This window comes from Devosia sp. (assembly GCF_017307495.1).
Taxonomy (GTDB): domain Bacteria; phylum Pseudomonadota; class Alphaproteobacteria; order Rhizobiales; family Devosiaceae; genus Devosia_A.
In genome coordinates this window covers 125,756-144,169 of sequence record NZ_JAFKHE010000020.1, presented here as the reverse complement: position 1 = coordinate 144,169, position 18,414 = coordinate 125,756, and the positions used below count along the sequence as shown (strand labels likewise).

General features: G+C 66.7%; 17 protein-coding genes. 13 read left to right on the top strand and 4 right to left on the bottom strand.

Annotated features, from left to right (window positions below; genetic code table 11):
* Positions 1–819 precede the first annotated feature (819 nt).
* The 3 genes from J0I99_RS13345 to J0I99_RS13335 form a co-directional block, all read right to left on the bottom strand.
* Positions 820–2,058 (bottom strand): AGE family epimerase/isomerase, encoded by a 1,239-nt coding sequence (locus J0I99_RS13345; protein WP_291398205.1) that lies wholly within the window; start codon positions 2,056–2,058, stop codon positions 820–822.
* A 310-nt stretch (positions 2,059–2,368) separates the two neighbouring features.
* Positions 2,369–2,866, bottom strand: coding sequence for a GNAT family N-acetyltransferase (locus J0I99_RS13340; protein ID WP_291398204.1), 498 nt, complete (start codon positions 2,864–2,866; stop codon positions 2,369–2,371).
* Positions 2,867–2,951: 85 nt separating this feature from the next.
* Positions 2,952–3,725: a Bax inhibitor-1/YccA family protein gene (locus J0I99_RS13335; RefSeq protein ID WP_291398202.1), complete on the bottom strand. Its 774-nt coding sequence runs from the start codon at positions 3,723–3,725 to the stop codon at positions 2,952–2,954.
* Between the two features lie 286 nt (positions 3,726–4,011).
* On the opposite strand from J0I99_RS13335, the gene thpR reads away from it, so the two are divergent.
* From thpR to J0I99_RS13305, 6 genes are all read left to right on the top strand, one after another.
* Entirely contained in the window at positions 4,012–4,551 is a 540-nt protein-coding gene (thpR, locus tag J0I99_RS13330; protein WP_291398200.1) for an RNA 2',3'-cyclic phosphodiesterase, read from the top strand.
* Between the two features lie 197 nt (positions 4,552–4,748).
* Positions 4,749–5,282, top strand: a complete 534-nt coding sequence (locus J0I99_RS13325; protein WP_291391206.1) for an invasion associated locus B family protein — start codon at positions 4,749–4,751, stop codon at positions 5,280–5,282.
* 131 nt (positions 5,283–5,413) lie between these two features.
* Positions 5,414–5,923, top strand: a complete 510-nt coding sequence (locus J0I99_RS13320; RefSeq protein ID WP_291398198.1) for a hypothetical protein — start codon at positions 5,414–5,416, stop codon at positions 5,921–5,923.
* A gap of 136 nt (positions 5,924–6,059) precedes the next feature.
* Positions 6,060–7,283 carry a 23S rRNA (adenine(2503)-C(2))-methyltransferase RlmN gene (rlmN, locus tag J0I99_RS13315; RefSeq protein WP_291398196.1) on the top strand — a complete coding sequence of 408 codons (1,224 nt, stop codon included), beginning with the start codon at positions 6,060–6,062 and terminating at the stop codon, positions 7,281–7,283.
* Positions 7,280–9,034, top strand: a complete 1,755-nt coding sequence (locus tag J0I99_RS13310) for a tetratricopeptide repeat-containing sulfotransferase family protein (RefSeq protein WP_291398194.1) — start codon at positions 7,280–7,282, stop codon at positions 9,032–9,034. Before rlmN ends, J0I99_RS13310 begins: the two co-directional genes overlap by 4 nt.
* 3 nt (positions 9,035–9,037) lie before the next feature.
* Entirely contained in the window at positions 9,038–9,736 is a 699-nt protein-coding gene (locus J0I99_RS13305; RefSeq protein ID WP_291392910.1) for an HAD family hydrolase, read from the top strand.
* Positions 9,737–9,753: 17 nt separating this feature from the next.
* Here the strand turns inward: J0I99_RS13305 and J0I99_RS13300 are convergent, their stop codons facing one another.
* Positions 9,754–10,605, bottom strand: coding sequence for a 23S rRNA (adenine(2030)-N(6))-methyltransferase RlmJ (locus J0I99_RS13300; protein WP_291398191.1), 852 nt, complete (start codon positions 10,603–10,605; stop codon positions 9,754–9,756).
* Between the two features lie 176 nt (positions 10,606–10,781).
* On the opposite strand from J0I99_RS13300, the gene J0I99_RS13295 reads away from it, so the two are divergent.
* The 7 genes from J0I99_RS13295 (at position 10,782) to J0I99_RS13265 (ending at position 18,328) form a co-directional block, all read left to right on the top strand.
* The gene (locus J0I99_RS13295) at positions 10,782–11,270 is read left to right on the top strand and encodes a GNAT family N-acetyltransferase (RefSeq protein ID WP_291398187.1); all 489 of its coding nucleotides are present in this window, start codon (positions 10,782–10,784) and stop codon (positions 11,268–11,270) included.
* Between the two features lie 103 nt (positions 11,271–11,373).
* Positions 11,374–12,600: an argininosuccinate synthase gene (locus J0I99_RS13290; RefSeq protein WP_291398186.1), complete on the top strand. Its 1,227-nt coding sequence runs from the start codon at positions 11,374–11,376 to the stop codon at positions 12,598–12,600.
* Between the two features lie 167 nt (positions 12,601–12,767).
* Positions 12,768–14,888, top strand: coding sequence for an EAL domain-containing protein (locus J0I99_RS13285; RefSeq protein WP_291398184.1), 2,121 nt, complete (start codon positions 12,768–12,770; stop codon positions 14,886–14,888).
* A gap of 162 nt (positions 14,889–15,050) precedes the next feature.
* Positions 15,051–16,868, top strand: a complete 1,818-nt coding sequence (gene typA / locus J0I99_RS13280) for a translational GTPase TypA (RefSeq protein ID WP_291398182.1) — start codon at positions 15,051–15,053, stop codon at positions 16,866–16,868.
* A gap of 158 nt (positions 16,869–17,026) precedes the next feature.
* Positions 17,027–17,632 carry a DedA family protein gene (locus J0I99_RS13275; protein ID WP_291398180.1) on the top strand — a complete coding sequence of 202 codons (606 nt, stop codon included), beginning with the start codon at positions 17,027–17,029 and terminating at the stop codon, positions 17,630–17,632.
* Between the two features lie 95 nt (positions 17,633–17,727).
* Complete coding sequence (locus tag J0I99_RS13270) at positions 17,728–18,021, top strand: YggT family protein (protein WP_291392895.1); 294 nt, start codon at positions 17,728–17,730, stop codon at positions 18,019–18,021.
* Entirely contained in the window at positions 18,005–18,328 is a 324-nt protein-coding gene (locus J0I99_RS13265) for a DUF167 family protein (protein WP_367115415.1), read from the top strand. Before J0I99_RS13270 ends, J0I99_RS13265 begins: the two co-directional genes overlap by 17 nt.
* The last annotated feature ends 86 nt before the right edge of the window (positions 18,329–18,414 follow it).

Genomic DNA, 18,414 nt, shown 5'->3' with positions numbered 1-18,414 from the left:
TCGCCGGCCGATCGGGGTTTTGGGCCTATGGCACGCGGACCCGGGCGCATCCCGTGCCGCATCGCGAGACCGGGGGCGCCCGGTATCCGCCGGCGTCTGCCTGACGCGAACCCGTAGCTCCGCTGCCCATGCCCGGCAGCTTCCAGTCCCTGGCAGCACCGGCATGGCGCTGCCCCGCGTTGACAGCGGCTCATCCGGCGAACCGGACCATGCCGCGCGTGCTTTGAGCCTGGGGCAACACGACTGCCACCCCACCCAACCTCCCCTGCACCAACCACTCGTCATGATCTCGCTTCGGTGCAGCGGACGGGTGGGAGAATCGCATGGGTGCCGAGTGAGGGGGACAAAATTCTGCGCGCCACCGACAAGCCACTGATATTCCAGTCACTCTCGGTGTCATCCCCGCGAAAGCAGGGACCCAACGCGCAGCCCGTTCCGGTGGAGCGATGGATCCCGGGTCGAGCCCGGGATGACAGCAGTGGGTGGGGCTGGATGGTGCACCACACTGGTGTCATTCCCGCGAAAGCGGGAACCTAGTGCGATGCGTCAGGGCTTACTGGCCGTGGAGACATCCCACTGGGTTCCCGCTTTCGCGGGAATGACGCCGGGTGGAGCTTGGTCCTCGCGGCAGCGGGGCCTAGCGCAACTGGGTGGGGTGGGGCGGGAAGCGCCAGCGGATACTCCGACGCACGATGTCCCCCTGGCGAGCGCAGTGGTCCAGCCTGGGTCTCCGCCTCCACAGTCGGTTGCGACACCCCAGGCTCGATTCCGGCGTGCGCCGGAATGACCTGGGACGAAAAGGTTGCCCCCGCAGAAGTTCTACCGCATCGCCTCGACGATGCCCTTGGTCACGCTGCCCTCCGCCCGATACAGCGGGATCAGGCAGGCCTGCAGCGCGTGGTAGATGTCGCCCTTGCCCGCGAAGAGCGAGTAGGCCGGCTGCATGTCCTCGGTCAGCTGCTCGTGCCAGGCGCCGTTGACGCCGTCGATGTGGTGGCGGGCGATCACGTCCCAGATATTGCGGTACCAGGTCTCGTGGAAGGCGCTCGGCTTGTGGGCGATGAGGAAGGCCGCGGCGCCGACGCCCTCGGAGACCGGCCACCAGAGCTTGTGGCGCATGTCCGGCTTGTCGGACCAGTCGAGGTTGTAGAAGAAGCCGCCGTGCTTTTCGTCCCAGCCGATGGTGACGGCCTGACGGAACAGCGCCTCGGACGCCTCCGGCATCCAGGCGTGCTGCTTGCCGCCCAGCGCCCAGAGTTGCAAAACGAGGCGCGACCATTCGAGCCAGTGGCCCGGCGTGGTGCCGGGCGGGCGGAACATCTGGTCGCCGGTGTAGCCCTTGTCGACGGCCCAGTTCGCATCGAAGTGCTCGGCGACGCGGAAGCCGTTTTCCCGGGCGCGGCGATTGATGATCAGGTCGGCGATCGACTCGGCCTTGGTGAGGTAGTCGCGCTCGCCCGTGGCCTCGAAGGCGGCCATCAGCGCCTCGGTCAGGTGCATGTTGGAATTCTGGCCATGGTAGTCCGAGATCGGCGTCCAGTCGGCGTTGAACTCCTCGTCGATGGCGCCGTGCGCCTTGTTCCAGAAGCGGGTCTCGATCACCTCGGTGACGTCGGCGATCATCTGGTCGGCGAGCGGGTGGCCGACGAGTTTCGCGCTCGAGGCGGCGAGCAGTACGAAGGCGTGGCCATAGCCCTGCTTGCGGCCCTTGTCGGAAGCGCCATTGTCATCGACAGCCCAGAAATAACCGCCGCGCTCGGCGTCGCGATGGTTGTTCCAGAGGTAGTGCATGCCGTGGTCGACGATCGGATCCGACCCCGGCCGGCCGAGCAGGCTCGCGATGGCAAAGCAATGCACCATGCGCGCGGTGGAATGGATGCCGCGCACCGGGTTTTGCGGCTTTATAGGCGCGCCGGTCGCGGTGAGCTCGAAGAAGCCGCCGGCCGGGTTGAACGAGCGGTTGCCATAGAAGGCGAACAGCGCCTCAGCCTGATCGCGGAGCCACTGGCGGTGATAGGGGCGGCTGAGCCAGGGGGTGTGGGTGGGCGATGCAGGCATTCGGCGCTCCTCCGCATTTTGAGGCCTAATGCGTACCGAAGGAAATCATCTGCGCCAAGGTGGGCTGCAGGCGTAGTGATGTCGCCGGGTCGATAGCATGGTGCATGACGGGCGATGGATTTGCGGCGCGACACTGATCGCTGACGCAAGGTGTCCGGTCCCGTCATGCGACGGGATCAGCTCAGGTGATCCCACCAGCCGATGATCCCCGATGATCGCGACCCTAGCGAGTCGGAAACCCGTGCAGTCAGCCCCGGGCGCACCTCGCGCCCTTCGCAAAGGGGGCAGCAGCCGGCTGCCGGCCGGCCGCCTACAGCGCCTTCTGCATGTAGGTGACGCCGATCCAACGGTCGAACTTGAAGCCGGTGGCCTCCTGCGTGCCGACATGGATGAAGCCGGCCTTCTCGTGCAGGCGCACCGAGTTGGCGCGTTCGGCCGTGATCACCGCGATCATCTGCTTGAAGCCGCAGGCGCGGCTTTCCTCGATCAGCTTGTCGAGCAATCGTCCCCCGAGGCCCTGCCCGATCATGTCCTGCCGCAGGTAGATCGAGTTCTCGCAGGTGAAGCGGTAGGCGACGCGCGTGCGGTAGAACGAGGCATAGGCGTAGCCCACGACCGCGCCGTCACGTTCGGCCACGATGATGGGATGGCCGAGATCCACCATGGTCCCGAAGCGGCCGGCCATCACCGCCTCGCTGGGCGGATCGTATTCGAAGGTGATCACCGTGTCGGTGACATAGGGGCGGTAGATCGCCGTGATATCAGGAACGTCGCGCCATTCGAAGGGGCGGAGGATGATGTCGCTCATCATGGATCCAGGAACAGGAAGGGGCCGCGATCTTGATAGATCGCGGCCCCTTCAAACGTCCAATCAGACTCGCTGATCGCTGCGATTATTCACGGTTGCCGAACAGGCGCAGCAGCATCAGGAACAGGTTGATGAAGTCGAGGTAGAGCGACAGCGCGCCCATCACCGCGGTCTTCTGCAGCACGTCCGCGCCATGGCCCTCGTCATAGCTCTCCTTGATCCGCTGCGTATCGTAGGCGGTGAGGCCGACGAAGATCAGCACGCCGATCGCCGAGATGGCGAAGTCGAGCATGCTCGAGGCCAGGAAGATGTTGACCAGGCTGGCGATGATCAGGCCGATCAGGCCCATGATCAGGAAGTTGCCGATGCCGGTGAGGTCACGCTTGGTGGTGTAGCCATACAGGCTCATCGCACCGAACGTCGCCGCCGAGATGAAGAACACCTTGGCGATCGAGGCATCGGTATAGACCATGAAGATCGAGCTGAGGCTCAGGCCCATCACGGCCGCGAACACCCAGAACAGGATCTGCGCGGTACCGGCGCTCAGCTTGTTGATGCCGAAGCTCAGCACCAGCACGAAGGCGAGCGGCGCGAAGGCGATCACCCACATCAGCGGGCTGGTATAGAGCAGGACGCCCCACTGGGTGAGGTACTCGCCATTGGCCAGCTGGGCGGCCGCCTTGGCAGAATCGGTGGTGGTGGCCATCGCGTTGCCGAAATAGGCAACGAGGCCCGTGACCACGAGGCCGATGCCCATGTAGTTGTAGACCTTCAGCATATAGCTGCGCAGGCCCTCATCGATGGCCGCGGCGGTTCCGGCCCGCTGAGCGGCGATAGTCGGACGGTCGAATTCAGCCATGACGAAAATATCCTTTCCTGGCGACGCGGACGGGGCGCTCCTCCGAGCCCTTGCCGTCGGTGGATTAATATGAGGGCAGCCTCCGGCGAATACAAGACGGGGGCCCTCAACTTGCCGTCACCTAATGTCGCACGCCTTCAACGGTTTACGCGATGGTGTTCGCCTCACGGCGGAACGGGGTCCGGCGCACCGGACTGCCCGCTTGCCGGACCCGCCCCGCCTCGCTACGGTCCAGCCGATGGCAGGTCCGAATCACCGGGATCCGCCACGGCAAAGGGAGGGTCGGATGCCCAGGCTCTTTACCGGAATCGAGGTGCCGCCCGAGGTCGGGATGGCCCTCTCCCTGAAGCGGGGCGGCCTGTCCGGCGCCCGCTGGATCGACACCGAGAACTATCACATCACGCTGCGCTTCATCGGCGATGTCGACCATCGCGTCGCCAGCGAGGTGACCGACATGCTCGACCGGCTGGCCGACAGCGAGGCCTTCAACATCCGCCTCGACCATCTCGGCTCGTTCGGCGGCAACACGCCGCGCGCCCTGTTCGTCGGCTGCGCCGCCAACATGGCGCTGCTGCGCCTGCAGGCCGCGCAGGAACGCATCCTGCAGCGCTGCGGGCTTTCGCCCGAGGGCCGCAAGTTCGTGCCGCATGTGGCGCTTGCCCGCCTGCGTGGCGTATCGGCCGGCGAGGTCGCCCGCTTCATCGCGCTGTCCGGCCACTTCGCGCCGCTGGAGTTCAAGGTCGGCCGCTTCGTGCTGTTCTCATCCCGCGACTCCGTCGGGGGCGGCCCTTATCTCGTGGAGCAGGCCTATCCATTGGCGGCGTGATGGTGCGTTAACGCTTCCTTCACCATGCGGGCCCAAACAGGAAATCCGGCGGTTCTGCGCGTCAAATTGCCGACATGATTGCCGCTAAGGTCGCCACCTGACTCAATATGCGCGACCGGTTTGAGACCTTGGTAACCATACCGTGGCAGGATGCCGGGGTGCTGGTTGCGCAACTTTCGGACAAGGATGTTCGGGCGATGACATCACCGCGTATGGTTCTGGCCGGCCTGCTTGCCGCCGGCCTCATGGCAGCCCTTTCGGCGCCGGCCATGGCCCAGGAAATCAAGCAGCTGGGCACCTTCAAGGCGTGGACCGCGTGGAGCGGCAGCGATGCCAACGGGCTCATGTGCTACATCTCGGCGAGCCCCGCCGACTGGAGCCCCAAGGAGGTTGGCGGCAGCCCGGTGCGCCGCAGCCCGATCCACTTCCTCATCATCAACCGCAAGGGCCTCGGCACCAAGAACGAGGTCCAGACCCAGGTCGGCTACCCGTTCAACGCCCAGGCCAATGTCAGCGCCACTATCGACGGCAAGACCTTCCCCATGGTCACCGAGGGCGAAGCAGCCTGGCTCGCCGTCGAAGCCGACGAGGCGACCTTCGTCGAGGCCATGAAGGCGGGTTCCAAGCTCGTCGTCACCGGCATTTCGGCCAAGGGCAACAAGATGACCGACAATTACGACCTGTCGGGCGTGACCGCGGCGCTGGGAGAGATCGCCAAGGCCTGCGCCTGATGGCGGAGCGTTTTCAGGGAGGGTTGCCGACTTTCCCGGTTCGAGAGCGCGACCAATTCAGAGCCGTGATCGGGGTCGGTGGACGGCGCCCGTTCCGCCGGCTACCGACCGCCGAACCGAGACGATTGCCGATGCTTTTCCGCTCCCCTGCCGTCATCGCTGCCCTGCTTGTGCCGATGCTGTCGGGGACTGCCCTTGCCCAGTCGGTCAAGCTGTTGGGCGAGTATCGCGACTGGACCGCCTATTCGGCGACCGAGTCCACCGGCCCGGTCTGTTTCGCGCTGAGCAAGCCGACCGAGGTCACACCCAGTCCCGATGATTTCACCGCGGCCTGGCTCTACCTCACCAACCGGCCCTCGGAATCCGTGCGCAACGAACTGAACCTCGTCGCCGGCTTCACCTTCGCGCCCGATACCCCCGCCACCGTCTCCGTCAGCGGCCAGAGTTTCGAGCTCTTCACCGACAAGGACGCCGCCTGGCTGCTCGATCCCAGCCAGAACGACAAGCTTGCCGGAGCCCTGCGGGCCGGCTCGACCGTGGTCATCGAGGGGACCTCGGACAAGGGCATCCGCATCACCGAGACCTTCTCGCTCTCGGGCGCCACCGCCGCCTCCCGCGCCATCGAGAACTGCGCCGGCTAACCTGGCGGGTTGCGCCTCGGCCATGAGACCTCGCCGAGCGCATGCCACGTTCGCGTGAGCCCTTCTTTGCGCGATCCATGCTACTATGTTATGGGCCGCGCTCACTACTGCGCCCGCTGAGAAAGCCGCCCGCACCATGAGTATCGTCCTCGACCTCGACTATCATGCCCATGCCGACCGCCCCCGCCCGGGGCGGCAATCGCTTGTCGGCCTGATGAAGCCAGAGCTGCGCGACACGCTGATGGGCATCGGCCTCGACGAGCGCGAGGCCAAGATGCGCGCCTCCCAGCTGTGGAACTGGATCTACCACAACGGCGTCACCGACTTTGACCGGATGACCAACATCCAGAAGGGTTTTCGCCAGAAGCTGGCTGACACCTTCCTGCTCGACCGGCCCGAGATCGTCACCGAGCAGGTGTCGATCGATGGCACCCGCAAGTGGCTGTTCCGCTTCCGCGACCCCAAGAACCCGCTGCTGCCTCCGGTCGATGTCGAGACCGTGTACATCCCCGAGGAAGACCGCGGGACACTCTGTGTCTCTTCCCAGGTGGGGTGTTCCCTGACCTGTTCCTTCTGCCACACCGGCACGCAGAAGCTGGTCCGGAACCTCACCGCCGGCGAGATCCTCGGCCAGGTGCTGATGGCGCGCGAACGCCTCGGCGATTTCCCCGGCGGCGTGCGCCCCACCGACGGTCTCGTGCCCGCGCCGCGCGGCTCGGGCGGCTCGGAAGGCGACAGCCGCGCCATCACCAATATCGTGATGATGGGCATGGGCGAGCCGCTCTACAACTACGAGAACGTCAGGCAGGCCCTGCTGATCGCCTCGGACGAGGCCGGCATCTCGCTGAGCAAGCGCCGCATCACGCTCTCGACTTCCGGCGTCGTCCCGTTCATCGAGCCGACCGGCTCCGAGATCGGCGTCATGCTGGCCATTTCGCTGCATGCCGTGCGCGACGACCTGCGCGACCTGCTCGTGCCGATCAACAAGAAGTACCCGCTGAAAGAGCTGATCGAGGCCTGCCGCAACTATCCTGGCCTGTCGAACGCCCGCCGCATCACCTTCGAATACGTGATGCTGCGCGACATCAACGATTCCGACGCCGATGCCCGCGAACTGGTCCGCCTGCTCGCCGGCATCCCGGCCAAGATCAACCTGATCCCGTTCAACCCCTGGCCGGGCACCAATTACGAGTGTTCGACCTCCTCGCGCATCGAGCAGTTCGCCGACATCGTCAACCGCGCCGGCTATGCCTCGCCCGTCCGCACCCCGCGCGGCCGCGACATCTTCGCCGCCTGCGGGCAGCTGAAGAGCGCCAGCGAGCGGCTGTCGAAAAAAGAGCGCGACGCGCTGACCGCATGAACCGGCCCGCCGCCCGCCCCACCGTCGCCGACGCGCTCGCGCATCTGCGTCGGGGCGAAACGGTGCTCGGCGCCGCGATGCTGGAAACCCTGCTGCGGCAGAACCCGCGTGATGCCCAGGCCATGGGTCTCGCCGGCGCGGTGGCCCTGCAGCGCGGCGACCGCCGTCGCGCCATCGAACTGTTGTCGCGTACCCTGGCGCTCGCACCCGACGATGTGTCGAGCCACTCCAACCTCGCCGTTGCCTACCTCAACGAGGGACGCGGCGACGACGCCCGACGGCACCTGCAACGGGCGCTCGAACTCAAGCCCGATGCCCCCGAGGCGCTCGTCAACCTCGCCAACCTCCTTCAACGCGAAGGTGACGCCGCCGGGGCCGAGCCGCTCTATCGCCGGGTCACGGCGCTACGTCCCGCCATGGCCGAGGCCCATGCCGGTCTCGCCCTCGCGCTCGAAAAACTCGGCCGCCCGCGCGAAGCCCTCGTCGCGGCGGAAGAGGCCGTCCGCCTCCAGCCCAACCTTGCCGAAGCACATCGGACCATCGGCCTCGTGCAGGACGCGCTGGGCGATTTCGCCGCGGCGGTCAGCGCGCTCGAACGCGCCATCGCGCTGCAGCCCGGCAACGCGTGGCTGCACGCGGACCTCGGCAATACCCTCGCCGCCTTCGGCAAGCGCCAACCCGCCATCGCGCATTACCGCAAGGCGCTGGCGCTGGCGCCGGGCAATACTGCCTTCGAGCGCCTGCTTGGCCGGCTCGACGCCGAATCGGGCGCGCTCGCCGAAAAAGTGGCGCGCTTCGAGGCAACCGCAACGTCCGACGACCAGCGCATGCACCTTGGCTTCGCCCTCGGCAAGGCCTTCGAGGATGCCGGCGACTACCCCCGCGCCTTCCACTATCTTGACGCCGCCAACCGGCTGCGCCGCGCCGGCTACAGCTACGACCGCGCCGACTCCGAGGCCGCCTTCGTCGAGATCGAAGCGACCTTCACCCCGGAGCTGCTGGCCGCCCGGGCGGGCCACGGCGTTCCGGATCCGACGCCGATCTTCGTGCTCGGCATGCCGCGCTCCGGCACCACCCTCGTCGAGCAAATCCTTGCCAGCCACCCCGACGTCACCGGCGCCGGCGAGCTGCCGCTGCTGCGCGATCTGGTGATCAACAGCACGACCCGCCGCCCGATCCACTATCCGCAGTTGCTCGCCGACCTCGGCGATGCCGGCCTCGCCCGACTGGGCCGCAACTATCTCGATCGGCTGCGCGCCTATGCCCCCGAGGCCCGCTTCATCACCGACAAGATGCCGGGCAACTTCATGCTGATCGGCTTCATCGCCCTCTGCCTGCCCGAGGCCCGGATCATCCACTGCGTCCGCGACCCGGCCGACACCTCGGTCTCGATCTGGCGCAACTATTTCAGCTCGCACCTCGGCTATGCCTACGATCTCGGCGACATCGGCCACTATCACCGGCTCTACCAGAAGCTGATGGCGCACTGGCGTCGCGTCCTGCCCGGCCGCATGCACGACATCTCCTACGAACAGCTGGTCGAGGACCAGGAGGGCGAGACGCGCCGGCTGCTGGCCCACTGTGGCCTCGACTTCCGCCCCGAATGCCTCGACTTCCACCGCACCGAGCGTCCGGTGCACACTGCCAGCGCCGTGCAGGTCCGCTCCCCCATCAGCCGCAGCTCGATCGGCATCGCCGCGCGCTACGGCGAGCTGCTGGCGCCGTTGCACGCCGAACTGGATCGCGGCTGAGAGATGCCGAACCTCACCACCATCGGCTTTGATGCCGACGACACCCTGTGGCACCACGAGAAGTACTTCGTCGCCACCAAGGAACGGTTCTCAGAGCTGCTCGCCGACCGCGCGCCACGCGGCGAGACCGAGCGGCTGCTGCATGATACCGAGATCGCCAATGTCGGCCTCTACGGCTTCGGCGTGAAGAGCTTCACCCTGTCAATGATCGAGGCAGCCCTGGCCGCAACCGGGGGCCGCCTGCCCGCGAGCCTGATCGGCGAGATCATGACGCTGGGACGGGCCATGCTGACCCACCCGGTCGATCCCTTCCCCGGTGTGCAGGAGACGCTCGAGGCGCTGAAGCCGGCACATAAGCTGCTCGTCGTCACCCGCGGCGATCTCGTCGACCAGGAGCGCAAGCTCGCCGCCTCGGGCCTCCTGCCGTTCTTCGACGAGATCGAGATCGTCTCCGACAAGACCGAGGCGGTCTACGAGCGCATCTTTTCCCGCCACGGCAATGGGCCGGACCGCGCCATGATGGTCGGCAACTCGATGCGCGCCGACGTGCTTCCGGCCCTCGCCGCCGGCGCCTGGGCCGTCCACGTGCCTTCCGAGCACGTCTGGTCGCTCGATCTCGCCGACGACCCGACGGGCAGCGCTCGCTTCCGCCGCCTGCCCCGCGTTGCCGAAGTCCTGCCGCTGGTGGCGGCGATCGGCTGAGACGACTCGCCGCCGCGCTACGCTTCGCCGCGGATCCACTCGAGCTTGTGCCGCCCCAGCCCCGGATCGCCGAGCAGTTGCGCCAGCGCTGGCAGCAGGATGCGCAATTCGCCCTCGAGCGTGAACGGCGGGTTGACGAGGATCAGGCCAGAGCCATGCAGCCGCGGCGGGTTCGACGCCGGTCGGATCGAGACCTCGGCGCGCAGCATCTTCGGGATGCCGGTGCCGTGCAGTGCCGAGACGAAGTCGTGCACGGCGCGCGTGTCCTTGAGCGGATACCACAGCGCATAGATGCCGCCGGCGAACTTCTTGTGCGCCTTCACCAGCCCGTCGACCATGCGGTCGAACTCGCCCTTTTCCTCGAATGGCGGGTCGACCAGCACCAGCCCGCGCTTCTCCTTGGGCGGCACGTGCGCGTTGAGCGCCAGCCAGCCGTCGAGATGGATCACCCGCACCTGCACGTCGCCCTCGAACAGGATGCCGAGGCGCTTGGCGTATTCGGGATGCAGTTCCAGCGCCGAGAGGCGATCCTGCGGCCGGAACAGCTTTCGCACCAGCAGCGGCGAACCCGGATAGATCTCGACCCCACCCCCGGGGTTCAGCTCGCGGATGACGTTGAGATACGGTTCGACCAGCGCCTGCGCCTTCTGCGGCAACGGCGTCCTGAGCAGCCGGCCGACGCCGTCCACCCATTCCGGCGAGCGCTTGGCGATCTCGCCGGTGAGATCGTAGCGCCCGATCCCGGCATGGGTGTCGATGACCCGGAAGGCCGAGTCCTTCTTCTTCAGGTATTCGACGAGCCGGGCGAGGACGATGTGCTTCATCACATCGGCAAAGTTCCCGGCATGGAAGGCGTGCGAGTAGTTCATCGCGTCGCCCCGGCGCGCGCCGACAGCCGCATGGTCACCGCAGGAGCGGCGACGACGAGTATGACGGCAGGATCTGGCAGGGGGACGGACATTGGCGATACCGGTTGCGTTGCCCCGTCTTTGACACGGCGCGAATGCGCTTGCCAGCCCCATCGGTCGCGGGTCAAATCCGCACCATGACCGAACCGACGATTACGCCGATCGACCAGCGCGACCTGCCGCGCGTCGCCGACCTCGCCTATCGCATCTGGCCCGAGGCCTTCGCCGGCATCCTGCCCGCCGATCGCATTCCCGGCATGCTGGCCGAGATCTACGACCTGCGAACGCTCGCGGCCGACATCTCGGAGCGCCACCATCACTACTGGCTGGCAACCGCGAACGGCCGCGACCTCGGCTTTGCCTCGGCCTATCGCGCCGACGGGCGCGTCTGGATCAAGAAGCTCTACCTGCTCGCCGAGGCCCGCGGGCTCGGCCTCGGCAAGGCCATGATCGCTGTCGCCCGCGCCCATTTCGGCCCCGACCTGCCGGTCGCCCTCTACGTCAATGACGGCAACGCCCCGGCCATCGCCTTCTACCGCTCGCAGGGCTTCGAGATCGAGAAGCATGTGCCCGTGCAGATGGGCCCATACCGGTTTACCGATTATGTGATGCTGAAGCCCGCCTAGCGCCGAGGTTGCGCTTCCAGGCTGCCTTCACTAGGGTGCGCGCCGATTTCCGGGCCGCTCGGCCCCCTCGGCGCGCCCCTCGCGCCCTCTCGGAAGCGTTGCAATGAGCAAAGACATCAAGAAAATCGTCCTCTCCTACTCGGGCGGTCTCGACACCTCGATCATGCTGAAGTGGCTGCAGGAGCACTACCAGGCCGAGATCGTGACCTTTACCGCCGACCTCGGCCAGGGCGAGGAACTCGAGCCGGCCCGCCGCAAGGCCGAGATGTTCGGCATCAAGGACATCCGCATCGTCGACGTGCGCGAGGAATTCGTGCGCGATTTCGTGTTTCCGATGTTCCGCGCCAACGCCCTTTACGAAGGCCAGTACCTGCTCGGCACTTCGATCGCCCGGCCGGTGATCGCCAAGCACCTGGTCGAGATCGCCGAGGAAACCGGCGCCGACGCCATCGCCCACGGCGCCACCGGCAAGGGCAACGACCAGGTCCGCTTCGAGCTCACCGCCAATGCGCTCGATCCCAACCTCCAGGTCATCGCGCCCTGGCGCGAGTGGGACCTGCGCTCGCGCACGGCGCTGCTCAACTATGCCGAAAAGCACCAGATCCCGATCGCCAAGGACAAGCGCGGCGAAGCCCCGTTCTCGGTCGACGCCAACCTGCTCCACACCTCGTCCGAGGGCATGGTGCTCGAGGACCCGGCCGTGCCGGCGCCCGACTACGTGGCCCAGCGCACCGTCGATCCCGAGAAGGCCCCCAACGAGCCCGAGATCATCACCATCGGCTTCGAGAAGGGCGACCCGGTCTCGGTCAACGGCGTCAAGCTCAGCCCTGCCGCGCTGCTCACCAAGCTCAACGAACTGGGCGGCAAGCATGGCGTCGGCCGGCTCGACCTGGTCGAGAACCGCTTCGTCGGCATGAAGTCGCGCGGGCTCTACGAGACCCCCGGCGGCACCATCCTGCTCGTCGCGCATCGCGGCATCGAGTCGATCACCCTCGATCGCGGCGAGGCCCATCTCAAGGACGAGCTCATGCCGAAATATGCCGAGCTCATCTATAACGGCTTCTGGTACTCGCCGGAGCGCGAAATGCTGCAGGCGCTGATCGACAAGTCGCAGGCCTTCGTCACCGGCGAAGTCACGGTGAAGCTCTACAAGGGCTCGGCCAGCCTCATCGCCCGCTCCTCGCCCTACTCGCTCTACAACATGGATCTCGTCACCTTCGAGGAAGGTGCCGTGGCCTATGACCACCATGACGCCGAGGGCTTCATCCGGCTCAACGGCCTGCGCCTCAAGACCTTCGCCGCCCGCCGCATCAAGGTGACGGGCAAGTAACGACGAGGCCGATACTGGACGCCCGCGTCACCCGACGCGGGCGCCACTGCTTTCAACGTCGTTTCGAATGATCGTCCGGAGCAATCCCGCCCTCTCTACTTAAAGCGTTCTTAACTCGCCCCCACTAGCGTCGCCAGCTGGGTTTTTGGGGTGGGGCCGGAACAGAAGTGAAGGCAGCAGCAGTCGATTCCGTTCGCAAGGCCGCCGACGCGCTGCTTCTCGATGCCGCGCTGCAGGCCGTGCCTTATGGCTTTTGCGTCTGGTCGCCGCAGTTCAAGCTGGTCATGTTCAACCAGCACTACCTCGACATCTACGGCTTCTCGCGCAAGCGCGTGCGCAAGGGCATGACGCTCGAGGCCATCGTCCGGCTCTCGCGCGAACTGGGCAATCATCCCGACCAGACGCCGGAGGAATTCCTCGCCGGCTACAAGCGCGAACTGCTGAACAACCGCGGCGGCGCTCGCGCCAAGGTGCGCGAGCTCGTCTCCGGGGACCGCTGGATCGAGACCGCGCACGTCTTCTCCCCCGGTCTTGGCTGGGTGGTGACGCATGAGGACGTCACAGAGGAAATCGCCTCTACCGAGATCATCCAGCGCCGCAAGCGCGAGCTCGAGCGCCAGAACATCCGCCTTGACGCAGCGGTCAACAACATCTCGCAGGGCCTGTGCATGTATGACGCCCGGGGCCGGCTCGTCATCTGCAACCAGCCCTACCAGCGCATCTACAACCTGCCCGAGCACCTGCTGAAGCCGGGCACGCAGCTCGACGACATCCTGGGCTACCTGTTCGACGAGGGCATGCAGGCCGGCGTCAACCGCGACGCCTACATCAGCTGGCGCCGCGAGATGATCGCGCGCGGTGAATACGGCAAGACCATCCACGAGCTCGACGGCCGCACCATCATGATGCAGCACCATCCGATGAAGGATGGCGGCTGGGTCACCACGCACGAGGACATCACCGAGCAGCGCCAGCACGAGGAGCGCATCCGCCACCTCGCCCGCCACGACGCGCTGACGCAGCTGCCCAACCGGGTTCAGTTCCTCGAGGAGATGGCGGCCGCCGAGCCCGGGCTCGAGCGCGGCGACCGCATCGCGGTGCTGTGCATCGACCTCGACCACTTCAAGGCCGTCAACGACACGCTCGGCCACTCGCTCGGCGACAAGCTGCTGCAGCAGGTTTCGGCCCGGCTGTGGGGCGCGACGCGCGAGGACGACGTGCTGGCGCGCCTCGGTGGCGACGAGTTTGCCCTGCTGCTGCGCGACATCCAGTCTCCCGGCGAGGCCGCCGCGATCGCCGATCGCATCGTCAAGGCCATGTCGAACCCTTTCACCATCGATGGCCACCAGCTGGTGATCGGCACTTCGGTCGGCATCGCCATGGCCCCCCAGGACGGCGACACTGCCGAGATCCTGATGAAGAACGCCGACCTGGCGCTCTACCGCGCCAAGAACGAGGGCCGCTCGACATATCACTTCTTCGAGCCCGGCATGGATGCCGCCATCCAGAAGCGCCGCACCATCGAGGCGGGTCTCCGCCTCGCCCTCGCCCGCGGCGAGTTCCGGCTGGTGTACCAGCCGCTCGTCGGCCTGAAGGAAAACCGCATCACCTGCCTCGAGGCCCTGCTGCGCTGGGACAGCGACCGCGGCGTGGTGTCGCCGGCCGAATTCATCCCCGTCGCCGAGGAGACCGGCCTGATCGTCCAGATCGGCGACTGGGTCCTGCGCGAGGCCTGCCGCACTGCCGCGACCTGGCCGCCCGGCGTCCGCGTCGCCGTCAACCTTTCCGCCGTGCAGTTCAAGAACAAGCGCCTGTTCGAGACCGTCGAGGCGGCGCTGCGGGAGACCGGCCTGTCGCCGGCCCGGCTCGAGCTCGAGATCACCGAGTCACTGCTGCTGTCGGACAACGAGCCGACCCTGAAGACCCTGCACCGCCTGCGCGCGCTCGGCGTGCGCATCTCGATGGACGACTTCGGCACCGGCTATTCCTCGCTGAGCTACCTGCGCAGCTTCCCCTTCGACAAGATCAAGATCGACCGCTCCTTCATGCGCGATCTCAAGTCCAAGGGCGACAGCCTCGCCATCATCAAGGCCGTGATCGGCCTCGGCCACTCGCTCGGCATGTCGACCACCGCCGAAGGCATCGAGACCGAGGAGCAGCTCGACGCGGTCCGTGCCCAGGGCTGCAACGAGGTGCAGGGCTTCCTGTTCTCCCCGCCGGTCAGCGCCAGCAAAGTCACCGAGCTGCTGGCCGCCGAGGACCGACCAAGGCTCCGTCGCGTCTCCTGACGCCGGTCCCGCCGGCCACCGGCAACCCTCCCATGCGGCGAATTGTCTTGAGAATGCGGCTCCGCTCCGCTATGGGGCGCGGCGTAGGAGCCTTTCCAGGACAGACGTTTCCGTTTCGGAAGGGCGACGCGATACGTCCCCGAAATCTGATCGGCCCCCCTCATGTCCTTGCGGAACATCGCAATCATTGCCCACGTCGACCATGGCAAGACCACGCTCATCGACGTCCTGCTGAAGCAGTCCGGCTCCTTCCGCGAGAACCAGCGCGTCGAGGAACGCGCCATGGATTCCAACGACATCGAGCGTGAGCGCGGCATCACCATCCTGGCCAAGGTCACCTCGCTGGTCTGGAAAGACACCCGCATCAACATCGTCGATACCCCTGGCCACGCCGACTTCGGCGGCGAGGTGGAGCGCATCCTCTCGATGGTCGACGGCGTGGTGATCCTCGTCGATGCCGCCGAGGGCCCGATGCCGCAGACCAAGTTCGTGCTCGGCAAGGCGCTCGCCCAGGGCCTCCGCCCCATCGTTGCGATCAACAAGATCGACCGCCCCGACGAGCGCCACCTCGAGGTGCTGGAGGAGATCTTCGACCTCTTCATCGCCCTCGACGCGACTTCCGAGCAGCTCGACTTCCCGGTCCTCTACGGCTCGGGCCGCAACGGCTGGATGGCAACGACCCCCGATGGCTCGCGTGACGAGCAGATGGCGCCGCTGCTCGACAAGGTGGTCGAGTACGTGCCCGCTCCCAAGGTGGAAGAGGGGCCGTTCCGCATGCTCGTCACCACCATCGAGCGCAACCCCTTCCTCGGCCGTGTCCTCACCGGCCGCATCACCTCCGGCACGGTGAAGGCCGGCGATCCGGTCCACACCCTCGATCGCACCGGCAAGGAAGTCGAGAAGGGCCGCGTCAGCAAGGTTCTTGCCTTCCGCGGCCTCGAGCGCACGCCGATCGACATCGGCGAAGCCGGCGACATCGTGGCGATTGCGGGCCTCACGGATTCGACCGTCGCCAACACCATCTGCGCCCCTTCGGTGGCCGAGCCCATCCAGACCAAGCCGATCGACCCGCCGACCCTGTCGGTCACCTTCCGCATCAACGACGGCCCGCTCGCCGGCCGCGAGGGCGACAAGGTGCAGTCCCGCGTCATCCGCGAGCGCCTGCTGCGCGAGGCCGAGGGCAACGTCGCCATCCGCGTCGCCGAGGGCGAGGACAATGACAGCTTCGACGTCGCCGGCCGCGGCGAACTGCAGCTCGCGGTGCTGATCGAGAACATGCGCCGCGAAGGCTTCGAGCTCACCATCGGCCGCCCCCGCGTCGTGATGCGCGAGGAGAACGGCCAGCGCCTCGAGCCGATCGAGGAAGTGATCATCGACGTCGACGACGAGTTCTCCGGCGTCGTGGTGCAGAAGCTCACCGAGCGCAAGGGCGAGCTGGTCGACATGCGCCCCTCCGGCACCGGGCGCACGCGGCTTCGCTTCTACGTTCCGACCCGCTCGCTCATCGGCTACCAGCCCGAGCTGCTGTCGGACACCCGCGGCACCGCGATCTTCAACCGCCTGTTCCACGAGTACCAGCCCTACAAGGGTCCGCTGCCCGGCCGTCGTACCGGCGTGCTCATCTCCAACGGCACCGGCCAGGCTGTCGCCTACGCGCTGTGGAACCTCGAGGAGCGCGGGCCCATCATGGTCGATCCGGGCGATGAGATCTACGAGGGCATGATCGTCGGCGAGCACGTGCGCGACAACGACCTCGAGGTCAACGCGCTCAAGGGCAAGCAGCTGACCAACATCCGCACCACCAGCAAGGACGAGGCGGTCCGCCTGACCCCGCCCAAGAAGCTGACGCTCGAGCAGTCGCTCGGCTATATCGCCGACGACGAGTATGTCGAGGTGACGCCCAAGTCGATCCGGCTGCGCAAGATCGCGCTCGATCCCAACGAGCGCAAAAAGATGATGCGCGCCCAGAAGGCGAGCTGACCGGCCAAGCGACTGCCCGCCGGCAGTCCCATGCACGATGTGATCCCCGCGACAGCGGGGATTTCCATTTCGGCCGCAAGCACCGCAGACGGAGGTTCCGGCTTTCGCGGGAACGACTCCGTGGGTAAGTGAAGCAGCGCGCATCGCCGGAGCACCCCATGGCCACCTGGATCATCGAGACCATCACCGCCCTCGGCTATGCCGGCATCTTCCTGCTGATGCTGCTCGAGAGCGTGTTTCCGCCCATTCCGTCCGAGCTGATCATCCCGTTCGCCGGCTATTCGGCCGCCACCGGGGCGCTCGATCTTTGGCTGGTGCTGCTGGCGGCCACCGCTGGCGCAGTCGTCGGCATGCTGCCCTGGTATCTTGCCGGCCGCCTGTTCGGCCTCGGCCGCGTCCGCACCCTGGCCGACCGCCATGGCCGCTGGCTTACCCTCAATGCCGCCGAAGTCGACACGGCCACCGGCTGGTTCCGCCGCTTCGGCCCCGTCATCGTGCTCGCCGGCCGGCTGATCCCGCTGATCCGCACGCTGATCTCCATCCCGGCCGGCCTTGCCCGCATGCCGTTGTGGCATTTCCTCGTCTTCTCGACCCTGGGCGCCTTCACCTGGAATGTCATCCTCGTCGGTGCCGGCTTCATCCTCGCCGAGCATTACGAGCGGGTCGAGACCTGGCTCGATCCGGGCACGACCATCGTCCTCGGCGTGGTGGTCCTCACTTACCTCTATCGCATCGTCACCTGGCGCCCGGGCCGCCTGGACTAGCCGGGGCCTCCGGGGCGTCACGCCAAAATGGTCGCGGCCGCTTGCCGCTGGCCCGACCGCCCCCTAAATAGGGCGACGGACAAAGAGGGCCCCCGATGACTTTCGCCATTCTGCAGACGCTCAGCTTCATCCTGAACATCGTCTGGTGGATCTTCCTGATCATGATCATCATGAGCTGGCTGATCAGCTTCAACGTGATCAACACCCGCAACCAGTTCGTGAACTCGGTCTGGCGCGTGCTCAACCAGGTCACCGAGCCGATCCTGAGGCCGATCCGCCGCGTCATCCCGCCCGTCGGCGGCCTCGACCTGTCGCCGCTCATCGTCTTCGTCGTCATCTTCTTCCTGCAGAACCTGATCGCTTCGGTCGCGGTTGGCCGCGTCCTCTAGCCTGCCGCCCTTCCGGCGTGACGCGGACGGCATCCTCGTGACCCTCCGCGTCACCCCCAATGCCGGCGCCGATCGCATCGAGGGCGTCGAGCAGCGCGACGACGGCAGCGCCGTCCTGCGCATCCGCGTCACCGCCGTCCCCGACAAGGGCAAGGCCAACGCCGCGGTGATCGCACTGCTGGGCAAGGCGCTCGGCGTCCCCAAGTCCGCCATCACCCTCGTCTCCGGCGAAACCGCCCGGCAGAAGACGGTGCGGATCAACGGCGATGTCGAGGCCCTGGCCGGCGCCCTGGCGAAGCTGGGCTAGACGCCCCCCGAACCTTGGCTGCGTGCGATACGACAACCCCGTTGCACCACCTGCGGCGATTTGGCACAAGTTTGGCACGCGATCCT

Excerpts from the sequence above, each read along its gene's own strand:
- J0I99_RS13345 (WP_291398205.1), bottom strand. The coding sequence starts at position 2,058 with ATGCCTGCATCGCCCACCCACACCCCCTGGCTCAGCCGCCCCTATCAC.
- J0I99_RS13340 (WP_291398204.1), bottom strand. The coding sequence starts at position 2,866 with ATGAGCGACATCATCCTCCGCCCCTTCGAATGGCGCGACGTTCCTGAT.
- J0I99_RS13335 (WP_291398202.1), bottom strand. The coding sequence starts at position 3,725 with ATGGCTGAATTCGACCGTCCGACTATCGCCGCTCAGCGGGCCGGAACC.
- thpR (WP_291398200.1), top strand. The coding sequence starts at position 4,012 with ATGCCCAGGCTCTTTACCGGAATCGAGGTGCCGCCCGAGGTCGGGATG.
- J0I99_RS13325 (WP_291391206.1), top strand. The coding sequence starts at position 4,749 with ATGACATCACCGCGTATGGTTCTGGCCGGCCTGCTTGCCGCCGGCCTC.
- J0I99_RS13320 (WP_291398198.1), top strand. The coding sequence starts at position 5,414 with ATGCTTTTCCGCTCCCCTGCCGTCATCGCTGCCCTGCTTGTGCCGATG.
- rlmN (WP_291398196.1), top strand. The coding sequence starts at position 6,060 with ATGAGTATCGTCCTCGACCTCGACTATCATGCCCATGCCGACCGCCCC.
- J0I99_RS13310 (WP_291398194.1), top strand. The coding sequence starts at position 7,280 with ATGAACCGGCCCGCCGCCCGCCCCACCGTCGCCGACGCGCTCGCGCAT.
- J0I99_RS13305 (WP_291392910.1), top strand. The coding sequence starts at position 9,038 with ATGCCGAACCTCACCACCATCGGCTTTGATGCCGACGACACCCTGTGG.
- J0I99_RS13300 (WP_291398191.1), bottom strand. The coding sequence starts at position 10,605 with ATGAACTACTCGCACGCCTTCCATGCCGGGAACTTTGCCGATGTGATG.
- J0I99_RS13295 (WP_291398187.1), top strand. The coding sequence starts at position 10,782 with ATGACCGAACCGACGATTACGCCGATCGACCAGCGCGACCTGCCGCGC.
- J0I99_RS13290 (WP_291398186.1), top strand. The coding sequence starts at position 11,374 with ATGAGCAAAGACATCAAGAAAATCGTCCTCTCCTACTCGGGCGGTCTC.
- typA (WP_291398182.1), top strand. The coding sequence starts at position 15,051 with ATGTCCTTGCGGAACATCGCAATCATTGCCCACGTCGACCATGGCAAG.
- J0I99_RS13275 (WP_291398180.1), top strand. The coding sequence starts at position 17,027 with ATGGCCACCTGGATCATCGAGACCATCACCGCCCTCGGCTATGCCGGC.
- J0I99_RS13270 (WP_291392895.1), top strand. The coding sequence starts at position 17,728 with ATGACTTTCGCCATTCTGCAGACGCTCAGCTTCATCCTGAACATCGTC.